Annotated in this window: 21 protein-coding genes; 4 read left to right on the forward strand and 17 right to left on the reverse strand. The window is 34.5% G+C overall.

What is annotated here, in order from left to right:
- Positions 1-227: 227 nt before the first annotated feature.
- Positions 228-809 (forward strand): CDP-alcohol phosphatidyltransferase family protein, encoded by a 582-nt coding sequence (locus DYH56_RS03890; RefSeq protein ID WP_114641552.1) that lies wholly within the window; start codon positions 228-230, stop codon positions 807-809.
- 536 nt (positions 810-1,345) lie between these two features.
- Here DYH56_RS03890 and DYH56_RS03895 read toward each other — a convergent pair.
- Positions 1,346-2,128, reverse strand: coding sequence for an ABC transporter substrate-binding protein (locus DYH56_RS03895; protein ID WP_114641553.1), 783 nt, complete (start codon positions 2,126-2,128; stop codon positions 1,346-1,348).
- 74 nt (positions 2,129-2,202) lie between these two features.
- Positions 2,203-2,910 carry a formate dehydrogenase accessory sulfurtransferase FdhD gene (fdhD, locus tag DYH56_RS03900; RefSeq protein ID WP_114641554.1) on the reverse strand — a complete coding sequence of 236 codons (708 nt, stop codon included), beginning with the start codon at positions 2,908-2,910 and terminating at the stop codon, positions 2,203-2,205.
- A 230-nt stretch (positions 2,911-3,140) separates the two neighbouring features.
- Here fdhD and fdhF point away from each other — a divergent pair, with 230 nt between their 5' ends.
- From fdhF to DYH56_RS03915, 3 genes are all read left to right on the forward strand, one after another.
- Positions 3,141-5,813, forward strand: a complete 2,673-nt coding sequence (gene fdhF, locus DYH56_RS03905) for a formate dehydrogenase subunit alpha (RefSeq protein ID WP_114641555.1) — start codon at positions 3,141-3,143, stop codon at positions 5,811-5,813.
- Complete coding sequence (locus tag DYH56_RS03910) at positions 5,813-7,519, forward strand: [FeFe] hydrogenase, group A (protein WP_114641556.1); 1,707 nt, start codon at positions 5,813-5,815, stop codon at positions 7,517-7,519. Before fdhF ends, DYH56_RS03910 begins: the two co-directional genes overlap by 1 nt.
- A 205-nt stretch (positions 7,520-7,724) precedes the next feature.
- On the forward strand, positions 7,725-7,928 hold the full coding sequence (locus tag DYH56_RS03915) for a hypothetical protein (protein ID WP_114641557.1): 204 nt from the start codon (positions 7,725-7,727) through the stop codon (positions 7,926-7,928).
- Between the two features lie 88 nt (positions 7,929-8,016).
- Here DYH56_RS03915 and DYH56_RS03920 read toward each other — a convergent pair whose 3' ends face one another.
- From DYH56_RS03920 to DYH56_RS03990, 15 genes are all read right to left on the reverse strand, one after another.
- A complete protein-coding gene (locus DYH56_RS03920; RefSeq protein WP_114641558.1) occupies positions 8,017-9,438 on the reverse strand; it encodes a monomeric [FeFe] hydrogenase in 1,422 nt (473 codons plus the stop codon).
- A gap of 161 nt (positions 9,439-9,599) precedes the next feature.
- Positions 9,600-10,151, reverse strand: a complete 552-nt coding sequence (locus tag DYH56_RS03925) for a molybdenum cofactor guanylyltransferase (RefSeq protein ID WP_114641559.1) — start codon at positions 10,149-10,151, stop codon at positions 9,600-9,602.
- A gap of 132 nt (positions 10,152-10,283) precedes the next feature.
- Positions 10,284-10,688 (reverse strand): pyridoxamine 5'-phosphate oxidase family protein, encoded by a 405-nt coding sequence (locus DYH56_RS03930; RefSeq protein WP_114641560.1) that lies wholly within the window; start codon positions 10,686-10,688, stop codon positions 10,284-10,286.
- 16 nt (positions 10,689-10,704) lie between these two features.
- Positions 10,705-11,571, reverse strand: a complete 867-nt coding sequence (locus DYH56_RS03935; RefSeq protein ID WP_199532967.1) for an SIR2 family NAD-dependent protein deacylase — start codon at positions 11,569-11,571, stop codon at positions 10,705-10,707.
- Positions 11,543-12,316: a protein-ADP-ribose hydrolase gene (locus DYH56_RS03940; RefSeq protein WP_114641562.1), complete on the reverse strand. Its 774-nt coding sequence runs from the start codon at positions 12,314-12,316 to the stop codon at positions 11,543-11,545. Before DYH56_RS03940 ends, DYH56_RS03935 begins: the two co-directional genes overlap by 29 nt.
- 84 nt (positions 12,317-12,400) lie before the next feature.
- Entirely contained in the window at positions 12,401-13,078 is a 678-nt protein-coding gene (locus DYH56_RS16235; protein ID WP_233499995.1) for a 4Fe-4S binding protein, read from the reverse strand.
- Positions 13,079-13,206: 128 nt separating this feature from the next.
- Positions 13,207-13,923 (reverse strand): amino acid ABC transporter ATP-binding protein, encoded by a 717-nt coding sequence (locus tag DYH56_RS03950; protein ID WP_114641563.1) that lies wholly within the window; start codon positions 13,921-13,923, stop codon positions 13,207-13,209.
- Positions 13,924-13,932: 9 nt separating this feature from the next.
- Positions 13,933-14,673: an amino acid ABC transporter permease gene (locus DYH56_RS03955; RefSeq protein ID WP_158539045.1), complete on the reverse strand. Its 741-nt coding sequence runs from the start codon at positions 14,671-14,673 to the stop codon at positions 13,933-13,935.
- A gap of 2 nt (positions 14,674-14,675) precedes the next feature.
- Entirely contained in the window at positions 14,676-15,494 is an 819-nt protein-coding gene (locus tag DYH56_RS03960; protein WP_114641565.1) for a transporter substrate-binding domain-containing protein, read from the reverse strand.
- Between the two features lie 160 nt (positions 15,495-15,654).
- Positions 15,655-16,089, reverse strand: a complete 435-nt coding sequence (locus DYH56_RS16115) for a MarR family winged helix-turn-helix transcriptional regulator (protein WP_114641566.1) — start codon at positions 16,087-16,089, stop codon at positions 15,655-15,657.
- A 90-nt stretch (positions 16,090-16,179) separates the two neighbouring features.
- Positions 16,180-18,114, reverse strand: a complete 1,935-nt coding sequence (locus DYH56_RS03970) for an NAD(P)/FAD-dependent oxidoreductase (protein WP_114641567.1) — start codon at positions 18,112-18,114, stop codon at positions 16,180-16,182.
- Between the two features lie 26 nt (positions 18,115-18,140).
- Positions 18,141-18,524 carry a VOC family protein gene (locus DYH56_RS03975; protein ID WP_114641568.1) on the reverse strand — a complete coding sequence of 128 codons (384 nt, stop codon included), beginning with the start codon at positions 18,522-18,524 and terminating at the stop codon, positions 18,141-18,143.
- An 85-nt stretch (positions 18,525-18,609) separates the two neighbouring features.
- Entirely contained in the window at positions 18,610-19,173 is a 564-nt protein-coding gene (locus DYH56_RS03980) for a (2Fe-2S)-binding protein (RefSeq protein ID WP_114641569.1), read from the reverse strand.
- Positions 19,174-19,325: 152 nt separating this feature from the next.
- Positions 19,326-20,660 (reverse strand): MATE family efflux transporter, encoded by a 1,335-nt coding sequence (locus tag DYH56_RS03985; protein ID WP_114641570.1) that lies wholly within the window; start codon positions 20,658-20,660, stop codon positions 19,326-19,328.
- 53 nt (positions 20,661-20,713) lie between these two features.
- Positions 20,714-21,277, reverse strand: a complete 564-nt coding sequence (locus DYH56_RS03990; protein ID WP_114641571.1) for a (2Fe-2S)-binding protein — start codon at positions 21,275-21,277, stop codon at positions 20,714-20,716.
- Between the last annotated feature and the right edge of the window lie 17 nt (positions 21,278-21,294).

A 21,294-nucleotide genomic window follows, 5' to 3' on the forward strand; every position in this document is an offset into this window, starting at 1 on the left:
ATGGGAGGGTAGTTGCCATAAGAATATTGAGGGAATAAGGCCTTCAAAAAAAATAGTGAGGACGTTTGTTTGCTATACAAAAATTCTTGTTTTCAGTATTAAATACTATGAAATATCCATAAATAAGTAATTATTTGTCAAATTAACAAAGTTAAAAACTTAATAGATACATTGAGTTATCAAGGAAAATTAATTAAAAAAACTATTTACAAATAGGGAGAGAAAAGATGTTAGATACACATGGAAGAAAGTTTGTACAGCCAATAATTAAATATCTTGCAGATAGGTGCATAAGGGCGGGTCTCAGTGCTAATCAAGTTACGATTATAGCCCTTCTATTGGGACTCAGTGTCCCTTTATCTATACATCTGGGTTATTCATTGGTAGGAGCGATTCTTTTATGGGTATCCGGGCTTTTGGATGCTGTAGATGGAACCATTGCCAGGTTAAAAGGGTCTAACCTTTTCGGGGCACTTATGGATATTACCTTTGACAGGATAGTAGAGATTGGGATAATATTGGTGCTGGCTGTAAAATATCCGGAAAATAATTTTTTATTTCTCCTCCTTGCATCCAGCATCATAATCAGTATGACTATATTTTTAACGGTGGGAACGTTATCAACAAAAATAAGTGAAAAATCTTTCTACTACCAGCCAGGTTTAGCAGAAAGAACTGAAGGTTTTATATTTTTTACAGGGATGATTTTATTCCCGCAGTATTTAAAAATAATAGTAATTATATTTATCCTGATAATAATATTTACTGCCGGTCAGAGGATGGCAGAGGCCAGAAAGATATTAAAATAAAAAAAAGAGGAATATCTATCCTGAAATTTGGCAGATACTCCTCTTTTTTTTATTAAGTAACCCAAGTTGCTACCTCATAAGATATTTAAATTTTCATCAAAAAGTAAGGGTCATAGAACTATTAGTTTATTTCATAAATATAGAATTTTAAGAAAATGAGATAAAGAGACTCGCTAAGAGATCATTTTTGAGGTTAAAAACCATTTTTTGACGCAGACCAATATCTGACTTTTCTTTGGACTTTTATCTGAAGTTTATAGTCGTCTAGCTTTTCTTTTAAATTCCTTTTTCTAGATGTTTCCTAGCTTCTCAGTAAATATATTGCTAGTTTCGTCGTGCCCACCATGCCCGTCAGGCACCCCGATAAGAAACGGGGATCCATGGACTTACCCCTATAACATCGTTTAGAAAAAGTCTGTTTTTCTTTCCTCTATTTCTTTTTCAGATAAAAAGAAACAGAGCCAGTTAAGGATGGAATCCTTAGGTCTTTTTTACAAATAGCAACTTAGGTTGAATATATATATTTGCTATAAAATTTATTCAACTGTGAATAGCGGCATTTTAAATTCTTCTACCCCGTATGCAGAGATAAGTTTTTTAGTTTCCTTGGATGTGATCCAATTCATAAATATTTTGGCATTTTCATAGTGGATCATCTTATTTTTATCTGGGTTTATAGTAATAACGCTATATTCGTTGATTAGATTTTTATCGTTATCTACTTTGATCTCTAAATGTAACTGATCTTTTAAGTGTAAGTAAGTAGACATATCTGTAAGGGTATAATATCCTTTTTCACTGGCAATTTTAAGGGTGGCAGCCATACCGTTTCCACTGGAAATATACCAGTCTTTGTCTGTATCTATCCCTTCATTTTTCCAAAGGGAAATTTCTTTTTTGTTTGTACCTGAGTCATCTCCCCTGGATATAAATTTATATTGGTTTTTATTTATCTGGTTAAGAGCATCATCCAGATCTTTGAATTTTTTCCCATCTTCAGGTCCCACAAGGATGAAAAAATTATGCATGAATTGAACTCTGTCTATTCCGTTCCCGGCTTTTATAAACTTAAGTTCAGATGTTTTAGCATGAACCAGAAGGGCATCTACCTCACCGTCTTCTCCCATCTTAAGGGCACGGCCTGTACCAACTGCTACAAACTTTACATCAATTCCAGTTTCCTTTTCAAAATTTGGCAATATATAATCCAAAAGACCGCTGTCTCTCACACTGGTAGTGGTAGCCAGTAAAAGCTGGTTTGAAGCTCCAAAACTAGCCAGTGATATTAGCAGCATAAGTGTAAAAATTATTTTTTTCATGGTATCCTCCGATAAAATAAGTATGACAATAAAGTGGCAGAGATATTTTGACTGTATCTATAGTTTAATTTGATCTACTTTAAGATTCGCTCTTCATTTAGATAGATAATGGGCTCGCTAGCCATTATTCGTCCAACCACTGTGATACCGGTTTTTTTGGCTAATTCCAAGGCTGAACTTGTAGGAATACTCCTGGTAACAACAACTGGAATTTCTGCAGCGGCACATTTTAATATCATATCGGTAGAGATCCTGCCGGTAGATATGAGAGCACTATCTCTGAGATCATAATGTTTGATCAGGCAGGCTCCTATAATCTTATCCACAGCATTATGTCTTCCCACATCTTCAAGAGCAATTATCTCTTTATTTGCACAGTATACAGCACAGCTGTGCATTCCCCCTGTCTTCTGATGTTTTACTGCTAATTTAAACATCTCCATAGTGGCATTTTTTAATGTTTCCAGATCAAAGGAGATCCGGGACTCTAAAATTTGATCCAGCTTCAGATTAAAGTTGGGGGAACTGCCGCAAGAGCTTGATAATACAGTGTTTAAAGAAAGGTCTTGGTCCATAGATATAAACTCAGATGTGATATAGATATTTTTTAAACTATTGCAAACTCTGATAGACCCGATGTCTTCCATATCTTCAATGAGGTTTCGTGTATACAGGTGACCCATAGCCAGCTCCTTTAAATTTTCAGGAGTACACATAAATGTAATTATTTTTTGATTATCTATAAACAGACTTACATTGGTTTCTTCACAAACTGGATACATAGTTCTATTTTCCCCTTTTTCTATTTTTTTGCAATTATACCACTTTTAAAAAAAAATGTTAACTTAAATTAAATAATTCTTAAATAAAGGTGGTTAGTGTTAAATTATATTTAAAAAATGATTGATTTATTTTAATATAAGGAGTAAAATTGTTTCGAAAAATGTGAAATTTTTAAGTAGCAAGGAAAAATTAAATTATTTTTTAAAGTTTTGTAGGAGGATATCTTAAGATGGTTACGATAAAGATCAATGGTCAGGAAGTAAAAACTTCAAAAAATATGACTATCTGCCAGGCGGCAGAATCAGCAGGACACATTATACCTTCATTCTGTTATGATGAAAGATTTGAAACAGAAGATAAGTGCGGGATATGTGTTGTAGAGTGTAACAATGAAATAGTAAAAGGATGCTCTGTATTGGCAGAAGAGGGGCTGGAGATAAAAACTCATACTCCGGAAATAATAGAAAAAAGAAGGGAAATCCTGGAAACTATAATAGCAGATCATCCCTTGGACTGTCTGGTATGTAAAAAATCAGGGCACTGTAAATTACAGGATTATTGCTATGAATATGGGGTAGAACAAAGGCATAATGAATGCAGGGAAGAACTTCCTCTGGACAGAAGTAATCCATTTTATGATATAGATCCAAATAAATGTATCTCATGTGGTAAATGTGTGGAGGTATGCAAAACACAACAATGCAACGATGTGTTGACTTTAGACAGTGATAAAAAAAGGGTAAAAACAGCCGGAGATATGGTAACAAATAATTCCGACTGTGTATTTTGCGGGAATTGCGTAAGTATCTGTCCTGTAGGAGCTCTCCAGGCCAAGGAAAAGACAAAATATAGAAATTGGGAAGTAAAAAAGACCCAGACAACGTGTTCATACTGCGGGGTAGGGTGTCAATTTGAGCTTATTACCAAGAAAGATAAGGTAGTAGGAGTAGAACCGGTACTGGCCAGCCCCAATGACGGGCTGCTGTGTGTAAAGGGTAAATTCGGATATAAATTTATAGATCATCCGGACAGACTGAAGACACCATTAATCAAAGAAAATGGTAGGTTTAGAGAGGCTGGCTGGAAGGAAGCATATGAATTATTTGTATCCAAGGCCAATAAAATAAAGGGAGAATTTGGTCCTGATGCACTTGGAGGACTAGCTTCTGCCAGATGTACCAATGAAGATAACTTTTTATTTCAAAAATTTATGAGAGTTGCAATTGGAACCAATAATATAGATCACTGTGCCCGTCTCTGACATGCTGCAACAGTTGCCGGGCTTGCAACTACATTAGGAAGCGGAGCTATGACAAATAGTATCCATGAAACAGAAAATTCGGATTTAATCTTTGTAATCGGATCAAATCCAAGGGAAAATCATCCTGTAATAGGAGCTAAGATAAAAAAAGCTTTGAGAAACGGGGCTAAAGTAATACTGGCTGACCCCAGGGAAATAGATTTATCGGAAGATGCAGACGTATATATGCAGGTAAATGTAGGGGCCAATATAGCCCTTATAAATGGGATGATTCATGTAATTATCTCGGAGAATTTAGTCAATAGTGATTATATCAAAAACCATACTGAAGGGTATGAAGAGTTAAAGGAAATGGTAAAAAAATATACTCCGGAGATGGCTTCGAAGATATGCGGAGTAGCTCCTGAAAAAATAGCAGAAGCTGCCAGATTGTATGCCACAAGTAAGGCTTCTTCAATCTACTATGCAATGGGGATAACTCAGTTTAAAACAGGAACCAATGCTGTAATTGCATTATCAAACCTGGCTTTAATAACGGGGCAGATAGGAAGACCCGGAACAGGAATCAATCCTTTGAGGGGGCAGAATAATGTGCAGGGGTCGTGTGATATGGGTGCATTCCCGGATACCCTGCCTGGATATAAGAGTATTAAGGATGAAAAATTCAGAAAATTATATAGGGAAGAATGGGGTGTTGAATTACCTTCAGAAGCAGGGTTGACTATAACACAAATTATGGACGCAGCCCATCATAAGGATCTAAAATTCTTATTTATCATGGGAGAAAATCCAATTGTATCCGACCCCGATACAACGCATATTATTCAGTCACTGGAATCTTTGGATTTTTTGGTAGTCCAGGACATCTTCATGACGGAAACAGCTGAATATGCAGATCTTATCCTGCCGGCATTATCATTTGCCGAAAAAGACGGTACATTTACAAATACCGAAAGAAAGGTACAGAGGGTAAGAAGCGCTATAAAAGGTCCGGGGGAAGCCAAGGCTGACTGGCTGATATTTATGGAACTTATGAATGAATTTGGATACGATGTTCATTACGACAGTCCGGCAGATATAATGGATGAGATGGCAAGACTCATACCGCAATATGCAGGAATATCCTATGACAGGATAGAAAAAGAAGGATTACAATGGCCGGTAAAGGATAAAAATCATCCCGGGACACCTATCCTTCATGTGGACGGACCTATGAGAGGGAAGGGACTGATAGTTCCTGTAGAATATGATCTGCCGGCAGAGATAGTGGATGAAAAATATCCCTATGTATTGACCAATGGTAGAAATCTATATCACTATCATACCAGAACCATGACTGCCAAAACAGAGGGACTCCATGAAAAGTCACCGGAATCTTATATCGAGATAAATCCAACAACCTGTGAGGAAATAGGGGTAAAAGATGGGGATATGGTAACTGTAACTTCCAGAAGGGGAGCTATCCAGACAAAGGTTGTTGAAACTAAGAAAATCTTAAAGGGCACTGTATTTATGCCTTTCCATTTTGCCGAAGGATCAGCAAATATGCTGACAGGAACAAAGGCTTTAGATGTGAAATCCGGGGAGCCGGAATTAAAATTAGTAACTGTATCTATAGAAAAATATGAGGTGAAAAAATAATGAAAGTAAAGGTTATAATAAATCAAAAAAAATCTATATTTGATACAGAAAAAACTCTTTTACAAAATATAAATGAAATGGGGATAGAGATCCCCACTCTGTGTCATCATGAAGATATAAGCCCTGCAGGAGTATGTAAGGTATGCTCGGTAGAAATTGCAGGGAGGGGGATTCTTACAAGTTGTGATAACTACCCTGAGGATGGGATGGAGTTATTTACCCATTCGGAGGAAGTGGAAAAGTATAGAAAAAACAGGATTGAAGAAATTTTAAAAGACCATTCCAATGACTGTCTGACTTGCGAAAAAGCAATGGGAGACTGTGAGCTTCAAAATATATCCTATGAGTATGGTGTGGAAAACAGAGGGGACGGTACCCGTGAAAAATCAGCCATAGATAATTCTTCATCTGCATTTGTCAGAGATATGAATAAATGTATAAAATGCCAAAAATGTGTGAAAGTATGTGATGAGATCCAGGGGATCGGAGTTTACTGTGTGGAAGAGGACGGGTCTATCGGCATGACCCACGATACAGTGGCTGAAACTGATTGCATCTCATGCGGTCAGTGTGTAAAAATATGTCCGGTAGGAGCACTCCATGAGAAGATAGATTTAAAAAATTTAAACCATGATCTTAAAAATCCCATGAAACATATAGTGGTTCAAATGGCTCCGGCCATTAAAAATACCATAGGGGAGGAATTCGGAATCTTACCGGGAACAGATATAACTAAAAAAATGGTTGCTGCTCTGAAAGATTTAGGTTTTGACAGGGTTTTCTCCACAGATTTTAGTGCCGATGTGACTATTATGGAAGAGGGAACTGAATTTTTAGACAGATTTACAAATGGCGGTAAGCTGCCTATGTTTACATCATGCTGCCCGGGATGGATAAATTATGCTGAGATCAACCATCCTGAATTTTTAGATAATCTATCATCCTGCAAGTCCCCCCAGCAAATATTTGGTGCCCTATCCAAGAGTTATTATTCAAAAATATCAGGAGTAGAGCCTTCCGAGGTATACTCAGTTTCTATAATGCCCTGTACAGCGAAAAAAGATGAAAATATAAGGGATACAATGATGGACCATGAGGGAAATAAAGATGTTGATATGGTAATAACAACAAGGGAATTGGCCAAATTATTCAAATTGAATAAAATAAATTTAGCCGGTTATGAAAAAGAAGAAGAATTTGACCGGCTGCTGGGTGAAGGAACAGGAGCCGCCAGGATATTTGCTTCAACCGGCGGAGTAATGGAAGCGGCTCTCAGAACAGTTTCAGATGTATTGGGAGAAACTAGTCATTCATTGGAATATAAAGAGGTAAGAGGATTTGAAGGGGTAAGAAGAGCTAATCTTGTTTTAGCAGGAAAAGAAGTAAATGTTGCAGTAATAAACGGGATTAAAAATGCAACTCCATTTTTAGAGTCAGTAAAAAAAGGTGAAACAACAGTTGATTTTGTTGAAGTAATGGCCTGTGTTGGAGGATGTTTAAATGGGGGAGGAGCACCTGCCCCGGACAATATGAGAGTTGTAGCGACAAGAAAAATAGGGTTATATGACTCGGATGAAAAATCTGCCTTGAGAAAATCTCATGAAAATTTAGAGGTAAAAAAACTTTATGAAGATTTTTTAGGGAAACCAGGGGGGCATAAGAGCCACCACCTATTACACACCCACTATAAATCCAGAAAAAAATAAGTTTATAAAAAGGAGGTCTGTATTTTATATATAGACCTCTTTTAATTTTTTTGTACCATGATTTATATACAATTTTTAAATTTTGACTATTTATTTGTAACTTTTACCTGTAATAACTTGACACTACCGTTAAAGTATATTAAAATAAGTTAATAAATTAATTTTTTTTAATAATTGAGGTTGAATAATCATGGAGGTAGTAGGTATGAAAAAAATAATATTAGGTATGATGTTGGTAATCGGTTCTTTATCTTTTTCTAGTGAAGTAAAACTAAGTAACATTTTTGATGATTTTAAAAAGGAAAAAAATCAAGAACAGGAGGCTTCTCAGGATAAATTGAATACAGAAAATTCAACAAAGATAAGTAATATTTTTGGCAATTATAAACCATTAAATGTAAATAATTAATAGTTATTTACATGAATCAAAAAATAAAAAGCCCTCCTATTACTTTAATCACTATTAAAGTTAGGGGGGCTTTTTTATTCACTGATCTCTATCTTTTTAGTTTTGCAAGCATTGCTTTTGCCACAAGAGGTTTTTGAATTACACTAGGTCCGCATATACAACCGCCTTTACATCCCATACCTTCCAGCAGTGTATTTGACTTAGCTAATCTGAATTGTTTAAAGGCTTGAGCTCCTTCCTTAATTCCATCCATTTGAATTAATTGAAGTTCCTTTTCACATTTATTTACAACAGCCTGTGCAACTCCTCCGCTTTTGGCAAAATTCCAACCATCATAGCTTCCCTCAATTTTATCATTTGCCAAAGCTTTAATATCAATTCCTCTGGCATCTGTCCATGATAATATATCTGTAAAGGTTAACACATTGTCTACTATACCATATTTTACAGCCTCTACCTTTTTAGCAGTGCAAGGACCGATAAATACTATCTTATATTCAGAATCTTCCTCTTTAAGCTTTTTAGCCAGAGCCATCATAGGAGAATCTACATGGGATATATATTTTGTCATGTCCGGCTGGTGAAGTTTTATATACTCGTAGAAAGCCGGACAGCAGGAAGTAGTCATTTTTTCCTCTCTTGTCTCCATTTCACCAGCTTCCTCATTGATTACCATATCTGCACCTAATGCCACTTCAATTGATTTGGTAAATCCAAGCTCTAAAAACAATGATTTTATTTTTTCCAAAGTAATGCCTGCACCAAACTGTGTAATTATAGCGGGTGCAAACATTGCAACAACTTTATTATTATTTTTTATATGAGATGCAACATCTATCAGATGGGTTGGGGATTCTACAGCACCAAATGGACATGCAGAATGACATGCTCCGCATGAAACACATTTGCTTCTATCTATACTTGCAACACCTTTTTCATTAGCTTTTATAGCTCCTACACCGCATGCTTTCTCACAAGGTCTTGATAATTTAACGATTGCAGAATAATCACATGCTTTTTCACAAAGTCCGCAGCCAACACATTTTTCAGCATCTATTATAGCTCTTCCTTTAGAAAAAGTAATTGCATTTTTAGGACATACTGCCTTGCAAGAATGTGCGATACAGTTTCTGCAGAGGTCTGTTGCATAATATTGACCACTCGGACACTGGTCACATGCTTCTTCAATAACTTCCACAGCATAGTCTCTACCTTCATATTCAGCGGGAATTTTTTCACAATTGAATTTCTTTTTTAACAGATCTAATAACTCAAAAAGTTCCATGTCTCTAACTTTATTGATATTGAAATTTAAATAGACCTTTATTCTCTGTTTTAAAATCTCTCTTTCCCTGTAGATTGAATCCCTGTAGGTTGGTTTTTCCCCACTTAACAGCATCTTAGGCAGTTTAGTAAGTTCTTCTAATAACACTCCATTTTCATAAAGATCTACGATTGCCTGAAGAGTAAGTTTCCTTAACTCCTTAACTGAATTTAATTTTATACTCATATTTCCTCCTAATTATTAAAAATATTTATATTTATCGTAATTATATACTCCCTGGGGAATTGTGTAAAGTAAAATTAAAAATTAATTAAATCGGGCTTAAACGACTGCTGGAAAAAGTTTTTGGGTGGGGTATTTTTTTTTAAAATGAGAATAGAAAGGATCTAAAGAGTGAGTTCCCTATATTCTTCCGGGGTATTTATATTTACAAATAACCTGTCATCATCTATCTCTACAAATTTAACCTTGGCTTTCCTTAAGGGGATCATTATCTTGAGATCATCGTTATTTATAGCCTCTTTGATATATTTAAGAATACTTATGTTATAGAGAGCACAGAGAGGCTGAGGCCGATCCTTGTAGATTGGGATTACAGCATCGAAATTATCCAAGTCATTATAAAAATTCAGGATTTTTTCCTGGCTTAAAAAGGGCATATCACAGGCCGCGATGAAACAGCTGTCGCTGACGGATGAAAGAGCTGTATAGATCCCTCCCAGGGGTCCCTTGCCCCTTATAAGGTCTTCAAAGGTCTCTACCTGATATTCCTTATATAAGTTTTTTTCATTGGATATTATGGCTATCCTATCAAAATCATTGAATTCATCCAGGATTCTCTGGAGAAAATACTCATTTTGAAATTTTAAAAAAGATTTGGTAAAGCCGCCCATTCGGGAATTTTTCCCCCCTGCAAGGAGGGCAATATTTTTTTTCATAAGAGGTGCTCCTAAAATTATAGATTTTATACCTTCCTATAATATCATATGGAGTTTTAAACTTACATAATTATTTATTGGAATTGAATTTTCCCTTTATATTTTACACATAATTCAGGAAATATTCATAATCTATAAAGATTTATATCTTTTGGAAGGTTTTCCTGAAAGGCTGCCAATAACTGCTTCCCATTTTTCTATATAAAAACATTCTAGTGCCGGATTATCAGCTGTTTTATAAATTGATTTAACGATGGGGCTTATCTCTAATATTTTTTCTTTAACAGTAATATTGTCAAGAAATACGGTTTTCCCACGTAATCTTGCCCATTCCATCTTATTGTTCATAACAGATAACTCAACATTAGGATTTACCATAAGCTGATTATATACTTCTTTTTGATTATTTGTACAAAAATAAAATCTATTTCCTTCACCATACATAAAATCAAAGGGTCTTACTCTGGGTTCTCCCTTTTCAACTGTAGCTAAATATGTATGTGGATTTTCTTCTAAAAATTTAATGATTTCATTCATTTTTATCTCCTTTTTTCTATTTATTTAATAACTTTTCCAATACTTTTATAATATCTTCACCTAGTGATATGGCTTTATTTTTAAGATTTTCATTAAGCCGTGAATCCGATTTATTTATTCTTACAAGGCTGGCATTTTCAAACTCCTGGGTCATAATCTCAAAGGGGTACCTGATCAAGCCGGGGGTATTATAACCTATCCCCAATTCAAGAAATAACAGTTTTTTACCTTTATTTTTATTGATGAAACCTTTGTAATCTCCAAGGTTTTTCATATGAGGGGTTTCTACGAAGGTGTTATCGCATCTGAGGTTCGGCACAAGAGGCTTGTTACACCTTGGACACAATGGGATATCCTTTTTATCTATTTCATATGGAGAGATCATATTATCTATCATAGTTCTTACCATATGGGCATTATAATAAATTTCATCGGAACATGGTTCAGAACACTGGAAAAAAGCGTAATCACCTTGCGGGGCAAATATTCTTTCCTTTGAAAATTCTGTTTTTTCAAACTGTCCGTCAGCATTACTTGTAATTATAAAGTGATCTTTATCTTTTACTAACTCATATAGAAGTGAATGGCTCTTTAAAAGTTCAGTTTCATATCTTATATGGTATATATGTCTTGCCCAGTATCCCCAATATTTTTGAGGATTAGAATCCTTTAAAACCCAGTATCGTCCCTGAAGGGCAGGAAGGGAATTAAATCCCATCTTATAATATTCAGGAAACCATTTTTTTACTAATTCAACATCATAATAATTTAATCCTCCAGATGCTGAAAGACCGGCACCACCACCAATTACTATTGCGTCAGCTTCCTTAATCCAGTTTTTGATTTTTTTAATATCATCGGAGGAGTTTTTTGTATATTTCATTGTCTTTATCTTTGAAAACATTAAAAATCACCCTTTTTAAATTTGTACTGCCTTTTAAATATTCAGTTACTGTATTAACAGCTGTTTCAGCAGCCTCTTCATTGGGAAATCTAAATTCTCCCGTGGAAATACAACAAAAAGCTATAGATTCCAATTTATATTCATCTGCTATTTTCATACATGACAGATAACAATTTCTTAAATCTTCAATGTCATGATCTTTCAGCTTCCCTTTTATAATAGGACCTACCGTATGAATAATATATTTTGAAGGTAGATTATAACCTCTTGTTATCTTAGCGGTTCCTGTTTTTTCCAGAGATCCCTGCTGCTTCATCAGCCTATCACACTCCAGTCTAAGTTGGATTCCAGCCATAGAATGGATAGCATTATCGATGCACCTGTGACCTGGGATAAAGCATCCTAACATCTGGTTATTGGCCGCATTCACTATTGCATCTGCATTTAAAGTAGTTATATCTCCCTGCCATAAAATTAATCTGCTGTCTATTGATACAGATTTTAAATTATCTGCATCTGTTATCTTATTGTTTATGGTTTTTAAATACTTATCCTGTACATTTAAAAAATCATCTGAAACAGGAAGAGCCTCTCTTATATTCATCAGATGACGGATAAGTATTTTTTTCCCTTCTATATCCTTAGGTATGGCTATCCTGCCGTACTTTCTTTTTTCTTCCAATAGGTTTTTTAATAAATAATCAGCCATTTCTATTAAATTCATAAACTATCTCCTTAAAAAAATTGTATGATCCGGTGAATTAAATAGTACAAAGTTTAAATATTTAATTTAGTTAAAATTTTTATTTTAAAACGGAGAAGATAAGTCTATTGCACCCACCGGACATACTGAAATACAGTCACCACAATCATCACATCTCTCAGAGATTACACGGTATGGAGTTCCCTTTTCTATTGCTTTAAAGCTGCATTTTTTATAACATAATCCACATTGGATACACCTGTCTGTTATCTTTGGACCAGCTTCATTATACGGCATACCCCCAAAAGCAGCTCTTGTTCTCAATAATTTATGATCTCTGTTTTTACAAGAAAAATCAAAATCGAAGATTTCAACTTTTGCCTTATGTATCATGAAGTTTCCTTTTTTCATAGCGGAATACTTATCCATATCATATACAGCCAGCTGAAGGTCCTTGTTTGTTTTGGCTTTTTCTCTGACTTCTTCTTCAGGCATAAATCTGACTTCACCGATAAGTCTGATAGAATAACCTGGGGGAAACTCAGCTCCTAAATCTCCGTCGTGAGATAATATTCTGGTATCACTTACACCGCAGACAGTTATTTTTCCAGTTTCCATAAGTTGTCTCCCAAAAGGTTTATTCCACATAGTTCTAAAATATATTCCCTCTTCATCACATCCGTTAAAATGAGCTACTCTGCTGTGAACTTCGTTGTTGTAAATAGTGGAAAAAGTCAGAACACCAATCCTGTCAAATAATTCGTAGATTTCTTTAATTTTCATCTCATCACTCCTTGTTTTTTTTATTAAGTTAACCCCAGCTACTTTATATCTTCTTCAACAGCTAGCGTTCCATAGACAAATTTACCCGAATCAAAGGGGCACTTTAAGGCCGTTAAATACATTTTAATTTAAAACTGTTCATGTTCTAAAAATTTTTTTAATTCTTCCGTGTTTGGATCTGTTAAAATATTAACTTCACCTTTTTCATGAATTTTTCCATCATTCATAAACAATACATAATCTGCAAATTTTTTTACAAAACTTATTTCATGTGTTACAAAAATAAAGTGTTTTCCAGAAGTTCTCAATTCAGTAACTGCTTCTAATACCTCTTTTGTAAGTATCGGATCGAGTGCTGCTGTAGGTTCATCCATAAAGATTAATTTTGGATCGGTTGACAGTGCTCTGGCTATTGCTGCTCTTTGAGCTTGTCCTCCTGAAACTTTTGAAGGTTTTTTATGCATTTCATTTTCTAAATGCAGCTGTCTTAAAAGATTTTTTCCTATCTCCTCGGCTTCTTCCTTTTCATAACCTTTTGTTTTTTCTAAAATCAGGCTTATATTTTTTAAAAGAGATAAGTGGGGGAAAAGGTTATGCTGTTGAAAAACCATTCCAATCTTATTTTGATATTCTTTCAAATTACTTTTATCAACAGATGTATTATTTATAATTATTTCGCCTGCATCAGCAAATTCAATCCCTGCCAGCAGTCTGAGAAGTGTAGATTTTCCACATCCGCTTTTCCCGATAATTCCAATAGATTTATAACCCGATAATTCCAAACTGATATCTTTGAGAATTAACTGTTCATATGATTTTTTTATGTTTTTTAACTTTAACTGCACAGAGACCTCCTAATCATTTTGATTCCATTGTTTTGAATAATATTTTGCCAGTCTAGATAAAGGGATTGTTATAACTAAATATACCATCCAAAGTACAAAATATCCTTCTATATATCGATATGTACGGTTAGAAACTACACTAACCGAATAAAATATTTCAGATATTGCAATTGTACTTAAAATGGAAGTTCCCTTTACTATGGAGGATAGATTATTAATTAATCCAGGGATAATTGACTTGATCATCTGCGGTAAAATAATATAACGATATCTCTGAAAAAGATTAAATCCGTAGAAATCCATTACGATAAATTGATTTTCATCAATTGTATTATAAGCCCCTTCATAAACATTGGTCATATAAGGACTCATATAAAGTGTAAGAGCCGTAAAACCTAACATCAGTTTATCACTGATATTAAAAGCCACACCTATTATGTAAACTACAACGAACACTAAAACCAGCAAGGGGGTTCCCATAACGATCTCTTTATATACTATAATCAAATACTTTAAATATCTATTGGAAGATTCTGTCATTAAAAACAAGAGAAACCCTACAATCATACTTGCAAACAATACTGCTAAACTCAAAAAAACTGTTGTTCCTATAGCTTTTATCAATTGTTTTTTGTATTGGAAAATAACTGAAAAATCCAGTACATCTGCTACCTGATTGATAATAAAAGTAAAAAAAAGTATATAGACAATGGCAATAACAATAACCGGTAATATTCTTTTCTTTAACATAATCATTGACCAGGGGATAAATAGTAATCTAAAGTCATATTATCATCATATAACTTTTCTTTAATTGCTTGATCCCAATCCTTTCTTAATTGATTATTTAAACCGCTTGATTCCATTTTTTCAATAAACTCATTAACCTTCTTTAACAGCTCGGCATTTCCTTGCTTAACCGCCATACCTGTTAAACTGAACTCTATAGGGTTTTTATACATAATTGTTGTATCTTTATTTGTAGCATGCATACCGTAAAGAGTATATGATCCGACTAAAGCATCGGAATTACCTGTAACAACTTCTCGTTCAGCCACAGCATCAGAAGTTATACTTTTAACTTCGTAACCGTATGACTGGGGAATCGATACAGCTATTGAACCGTTTATCCCAATAAAATTAGTGTTTTTAATATTAAAAAACTTCTCAATAGGCATATCATTTGTGATATCATGAAAATCAGCAAATTCTTTATTTACTAAAGCTACAATTTTACCGTATAAATAAGGGTTACTAAAATCAACTGTTTTTTCACGTTCTTCGGTAATGCTCATAGAACCGATAATGATATCTATCTCTTTTCTCTGGAGGGCAGGAATAAGCATGGAAAATTCAGTATTAACAATTTCTACATTTTTCCCTAAATATTCTCCCAATGCTTCAGCAATATCTATCTCTATGCCCGACGGATTTCCATTATTATCAGACCCTGTAAACGGATAAAATTTTAAATCCATTCCTACACGAAGGGTTTCTGTCTGCTCTTTTGAACATGCCATGAGAAATAACAAGAGAATAACTGCTAATGTTTTTAAAAATATTTTTTTCATATTTTCACTCCTTATATAAATTAATTAAAAATTATTGAAGATCTTATAAAGGTCTTCATAATTTCAACTTTGAACAGTATGTTAATTTTTTTAAATTCAACCTCCATTTACTTGGATGTCCAAGTATGTTTTTAAAAAAATAGAATTAGTGGGACTAATTCTATTTTTCTTCTTTAAAATTATTGTATATTTTGATTAAAACATTTCTAAAAATTTCTTTTTCTTCTTCTTTAACTCCTTTAAATTGGATATCATATAATTTCTCAGAAATTTGATTAAAACCTTCCTCTAACTCCTTCCCTTTAGGTGTTAGAAATACGAAATTTGATCGCTGATCGCTTTCGTTTTTCTTTGTGGCTGTAAAGCCAATCTTATTCAATTTTTTTACCAAGGTGGTAACAGTTGAACGGTCTTTGTTGATTTTTTCTGCAATTTCAGTCATTGTCAATTCCCCATGTTTTATCAGTGTAACTATGATATCACCGTGGGAAGGGACAATTCCTTTTATTCCCAGTTTTTCTAATTCAGAAATAATAAACATGCTGGAAATTTCTCTAATTTTACTTATTAAATTAATCGTATTGTCATATCTCATAAATCTATTTTACTTGGATATCCAAGTAAAGTCAAGATTTTTTTTATCCAACATATGCCCTTAAAGAAGTTCCAGGTGTCGCATGTATAATTATATTTGAAGACCTGCTTTATACCCTTCTTCTAGAGCATTAATACCATCTCTAACCTTCACTGCATCACCTATAGTTATTACTTCTTTCACTTTATTTTTCAAAATGTCTGCCAATTTATTTTCAGATCTAGAACCTATTGCCATTACAACAGTATCAATATTATCTAATTTTATTTCTTCGTTGTTTCTTTCAACTAATACACTATCTTCAAAGATTTCTTTTACCGCTGTATTTAGCATTATATTTACATTATTTTCTTTTAAATCTTTCATTAAGAAATGGTTGACTAATGGTATTCCAAGTTTTGCGATAGCATCCTGCATTTCTACAATAGTTACTCTGCTGCCATGGTTAGCTAGATGTGCAGCTGTCTCCGCACCTACTTGACCTCCACCTATTACAACTACATTATTTCCGGTATTTTTTCTACCAGCTAAAATATCCTGTGCTATTATAACATTACCTGAATCTACTCCAGGAATACCAGGCACAATAGGATTTGCTCCTGTAGCTATAATAACTGCATCTGGATTTTCTTTATCAACAATTTCTTCTGTAAGTTCTGTTTTTAAGAAAATATTTACTCCCAGCTTACCTAACTGCGTCTTTTGCCACACTGTCAATGTGTTAAGCTCTTCTTTATGAGGAGGTACCGCTGCTAATAACCACTGACCACCCAATTTATCTTCTTTTTCATATAAATGTACTTCATGTCCTCTTTTAGCTGCAACTATCGCTGCTTCCATTCCAGCAATTCCACCACCTACAATGAAAACTTTCTTTTTATTTAACGCTGGCTTAATGCTTAATTCTTTTTCCTTTCCACTTTCGGGATTTACTAAACAGTGCACTGGCTGCCCTTTAAAATAAGCTCCTACGCATCCTTGTAGACATCCAATACAGTGAATAATGTCTTCAAGTCTTCCTTCTTTTGCTTTGTTTGGCAGTTCCGGATCAGCAAGACCAGCTCTGCTCATAGCTACTAAATCAGCTTTTTCTGACAATAATACTGTTTCAGCAATAAGTGGAGTGTTAATTCTTCCTACTGCTATTACCGGGATAGATACAATCTTTTTAATTTCAGATGCTAAATCAACAAAGAATCCATGTGGAACTGCTGATGGTGGCGCCATATAATACATAGATTTGTATACTCCAAAGGCTACATTAAGAAGATCTATCCCTGCCTTTTCTAGTAGTCTGGCTATTACTTTTGAATCTTCTATAGTAAGTCCACCATCTACAAATTCATCAGCAGAAATTCTAACAGAGATTAAGTAGTCTTCTCCAACTTTTTCTCTAACACTTTCTATTATTTCTAATAGGAAACGGCATCTATTTAATATGGTCCCTCCATATTCATCAGTTCTTTTATTTGAAAAAGGTGATAAGAATTGATTTATTAAATATCCATATCCCCCTTTTAGTTCTACCCCATCATATCCTGCCTTTTTTACTCTTAATGCAGCATCACTGAAATTTTCTACAATTTCTTTTATTTCTTCAACGTTAAGTTCATGAGGCACATCTAAAGGATAGAAAGTATTTGGGTCCTTTATAGGTGATGGTGCAACAACTGCTTTAGGTAAAGATAAATAGTTTTTAACTTCTCTTCCAGGATGACCGATTTGAGCAACTATCCTTCCACCATAGTTATGAACTCTTTCTGTTAACTTAGAATGACTTTCAATTTGTTCATCATTCCATACACCTGGAACAAATGGTGAATCTTTACATAACTCATCAATACCATAGTTGTCTGTGATTATTAATCCCCATCCACCTTTAGCTCTCGCCTCATAATATTCAATAAGTCTATTAGTTGCTATCCCATCTGGATTGCAGTAACTTGTTGCCACCCCTGTATTAACTAATCTGTTTTTAATTTCTAAATTACCAATTTTAATTGGTTGAAAAATACTTCTAAACATTATATGTTATCCCCCTATTTAAGTTTTTACCCTCTAAATTCTATCAATTCTCCGTCGGGACCGACAAAGACTACTCTACGCCAACCCTCTTCCCTTGGTTCTCTTGCTTCAACAAGATGAGGTTCGGTATCCACAGGGATACCGGCATTTACCAGACGGGCATAGTCTTCGTCGAAGTTATCGCTTTCAAGACAGAAGTGAAATCCCTGATCTGCTGAACCTGAACCAGTCGTCAAGTGCATCATCTCTAAAACAGTATCCCCCAGCTTGAGATAAACTATTTTTTCTACTGCGGGAAAAGGTACATCGTGCTCAAAATATTTTTTAAAGCCAAAATATTCTTCATAAAAATGTATAGATTTGGCTCTATCCTTCACAGTAAATGCTATATGGTCAATTCGTTTAAACATAGGTTATTCCTCCTAATAAATTATTGTAACGCGATTAAATTTTTCAATATACTCTCTTGCGTTTTTATACAAGAGCATAGTTTTATTACTTTTTTGTGTCAATTATGTTTTGCAGCAGAGCTTTGCATTTTCCACATTCAGTACCTGCTCCCGTTGCTTCTCCAATTTTTTCAACTGTATCTGCACCATCTTTAACTGCATTAACTACAGTTTCCATAGAAACAGCTTTACATCCACATGCTACTGCTAATATTTTTTCTACCTTTTCAATGCATCCACCGCAGCCTGTGCCTGCTCCTGTGATTTCTTGTATCTCCTCTAGAGTACGAGCACCGCCAACCATTGCTCTCCTGATATCCCCAAAACTCACTTGTTTACAGTGACAAATAATTTTATCTACAGGGATAAGAACAGCTACCACATACAAATCACCATCACTTCTAAGGGAATGCATTGTCCCGGCAGGAACAACAAAGGTATCTCCTACATTTAACTCCACTTCCCCATCTTCTAAAACTCCAAAACCGGAACCTTTTATACAATAAAACACTTCATCACAATCGGCATGTTCATGCATAGGAACCTCTGTATCCAAATGGATATGGTATACATTTTCCTCGATAGATTCTTTAATTAAATTTAAATTCATGTTTTTTACTCCTTTTGTAAGTTGATTAATATTTTATGAAAACTTAACGTATATCTAATTAGATATAAAGTCAATTTTTTACCGTGTATCTGTCTAAAAATTTATACCTCTATTTCTATAAATTTTCAGTTGTTAATTTTAAAAAAAATGTTTTATGCCAATTTATTTATCCACCTCTTGCTTACAAATCTTTTCATTCCAATTAAAATACGAATAAATTCCTCAGCTAAAGTAGCTAAGTATACTATGTATATAGGTAGTTCCAAATAAAAGGCTGCAAATATTGCACCAGGTATCCCGACCACCCATAGAGCTATAAGATTTATTCCCATAACAAACTTCGTATCTCCACCGCCTCTCAGGACTCCTACCATCTTTGTCATGCTCAGTGCCTTAAATGGGAAAGATATGCAGAATGCTATCAATGTATATTGACCAAGTTTCAATACATTTTCATCTACATTATACATTCCAACTAACTTAGAGGAGAATAACCCTAGAGGAGCTGCTAAAAGAAGTGCTAGACCGAATGAAACTTTGTAGAATTTTTTCCCATCAGAATAGGCTTCGCTTAATTTCCCCTGTCCTATTTTATGAGCTATCATTACTGTGGCTGCATTAGAAAATCCAATTACTCCAGCTATTGCTAATCTTTCAAAACTATTTTCTATATTTATTGCGGCTAATGACTCCGTTCCTATCCTGCCATAAATACCGCTGTACACAGTCTGTCCCAATGCCCATAAGGTGTCATTTATAATAACTGCTCCTGCCGTTACAATAAATGACTTTAACACAACCATATCAAAGGAGAAGAACTCCTTTAATTTTATAGCTATTGGGTATCTTCTCCTATAGATGACTCCTACTACAACTACACACTCTATCCCACGGGCTATAGATGTGGCTAAGGCGGCACCTTCTACTCCTAATTCTGGAAATCCATAATTACCAAATATAAGCAGATAATTCAGCACAATATTCACCACTAATGATAAAAAACTTGTCAACATAGGCAATTGGCTTTCTCCTAATCCCCTAAGCAATATAGAGAAGGAAAATGATACAGCTGAAGCCATATATGACCAGGCTACTACCCTGAGGTATTTAGAAGCTGTAATTATAACCAAAGGATCCTTCGTATAAAGCCCCATGATATACTCTGGTGTAATATAAGATATATACCAGAAACACAGTGCCATCAATATACTCAATATGGTAGATATAGATACGATATATTTCACCTTGGAATAATCTTTTTTTCCGTGATATTGGGCTATAAATACCGCTGCTCCACTGTTTATTCCCGTGATGAAAATTGTCATTAAAAAAACTATCTGGTTGGCTAAACCTAAGGAAGCTACTTCCATACCTCCTAATTTTCCAATCATAAATACATCTGCCATATTTACAGATGCCAATATTAAACTTTGAATTGTTATTGGCAGTGCCAATATAAATAACGTTTTGTAAAAACTTCTCTTCATCTCTTTTCCTCTTCCTCCTAAAAATAATTAAATATAACAAGCCTGTTGTTCAATTACTTTTTTGTGTCAATTATGTTTTGCAGCAAAGCCTTACATCTTCCACATCCAGTACCTGCTCCTGTTGCTTCTCCAATTTTTTCAACGGTATCTGCACCATCTTTAACTGCGTTAACTACAGTTTCTATAGAAACATCTTTGCATCCACAAGCTACTGCTAATATTTTTTCTATATCTTCAGTGCAACCAGCCCAACCTATTCCAGCTCCTGTGATTTTTTGTATCTCCTCTACAGTACGGGCACCGCCAGCCATTGCTTTCCTGATATCGCCAAAACTGACTTGTTTACAGTGACATATAATTTTATCTGCAGGTATAAGAACGGCTACCACATACAAATCTTCCTCACTTCTAAGGGAATGCATTGTTCCTGCAGGAGCAACAAAGGTATCTCCTACATTTAACTCTACTTCCTCATCTTCTAAAATTCCAAAACCGGAACCTTTTATACAATAAAACACTTCATCACAATCGGCATGTTCGTGCATAGGAACCTCTGTATCAAAATGTATATCATATACCTTTGTCTCAATAGATTCCTTAATTAAATTTAAATTCATGTTTTTACTCCTTTTAT

Source organism: Psychrilyobacter piezotolerans (assembly GCF_003391055.1).
Lineage (GTDB): Bacteria > Fusobacteriota > Fusobacteriia > Fusobacteriales > Fusobacteriaceae > Psychrilyobacter > Psychrilyobacter piezotolerans.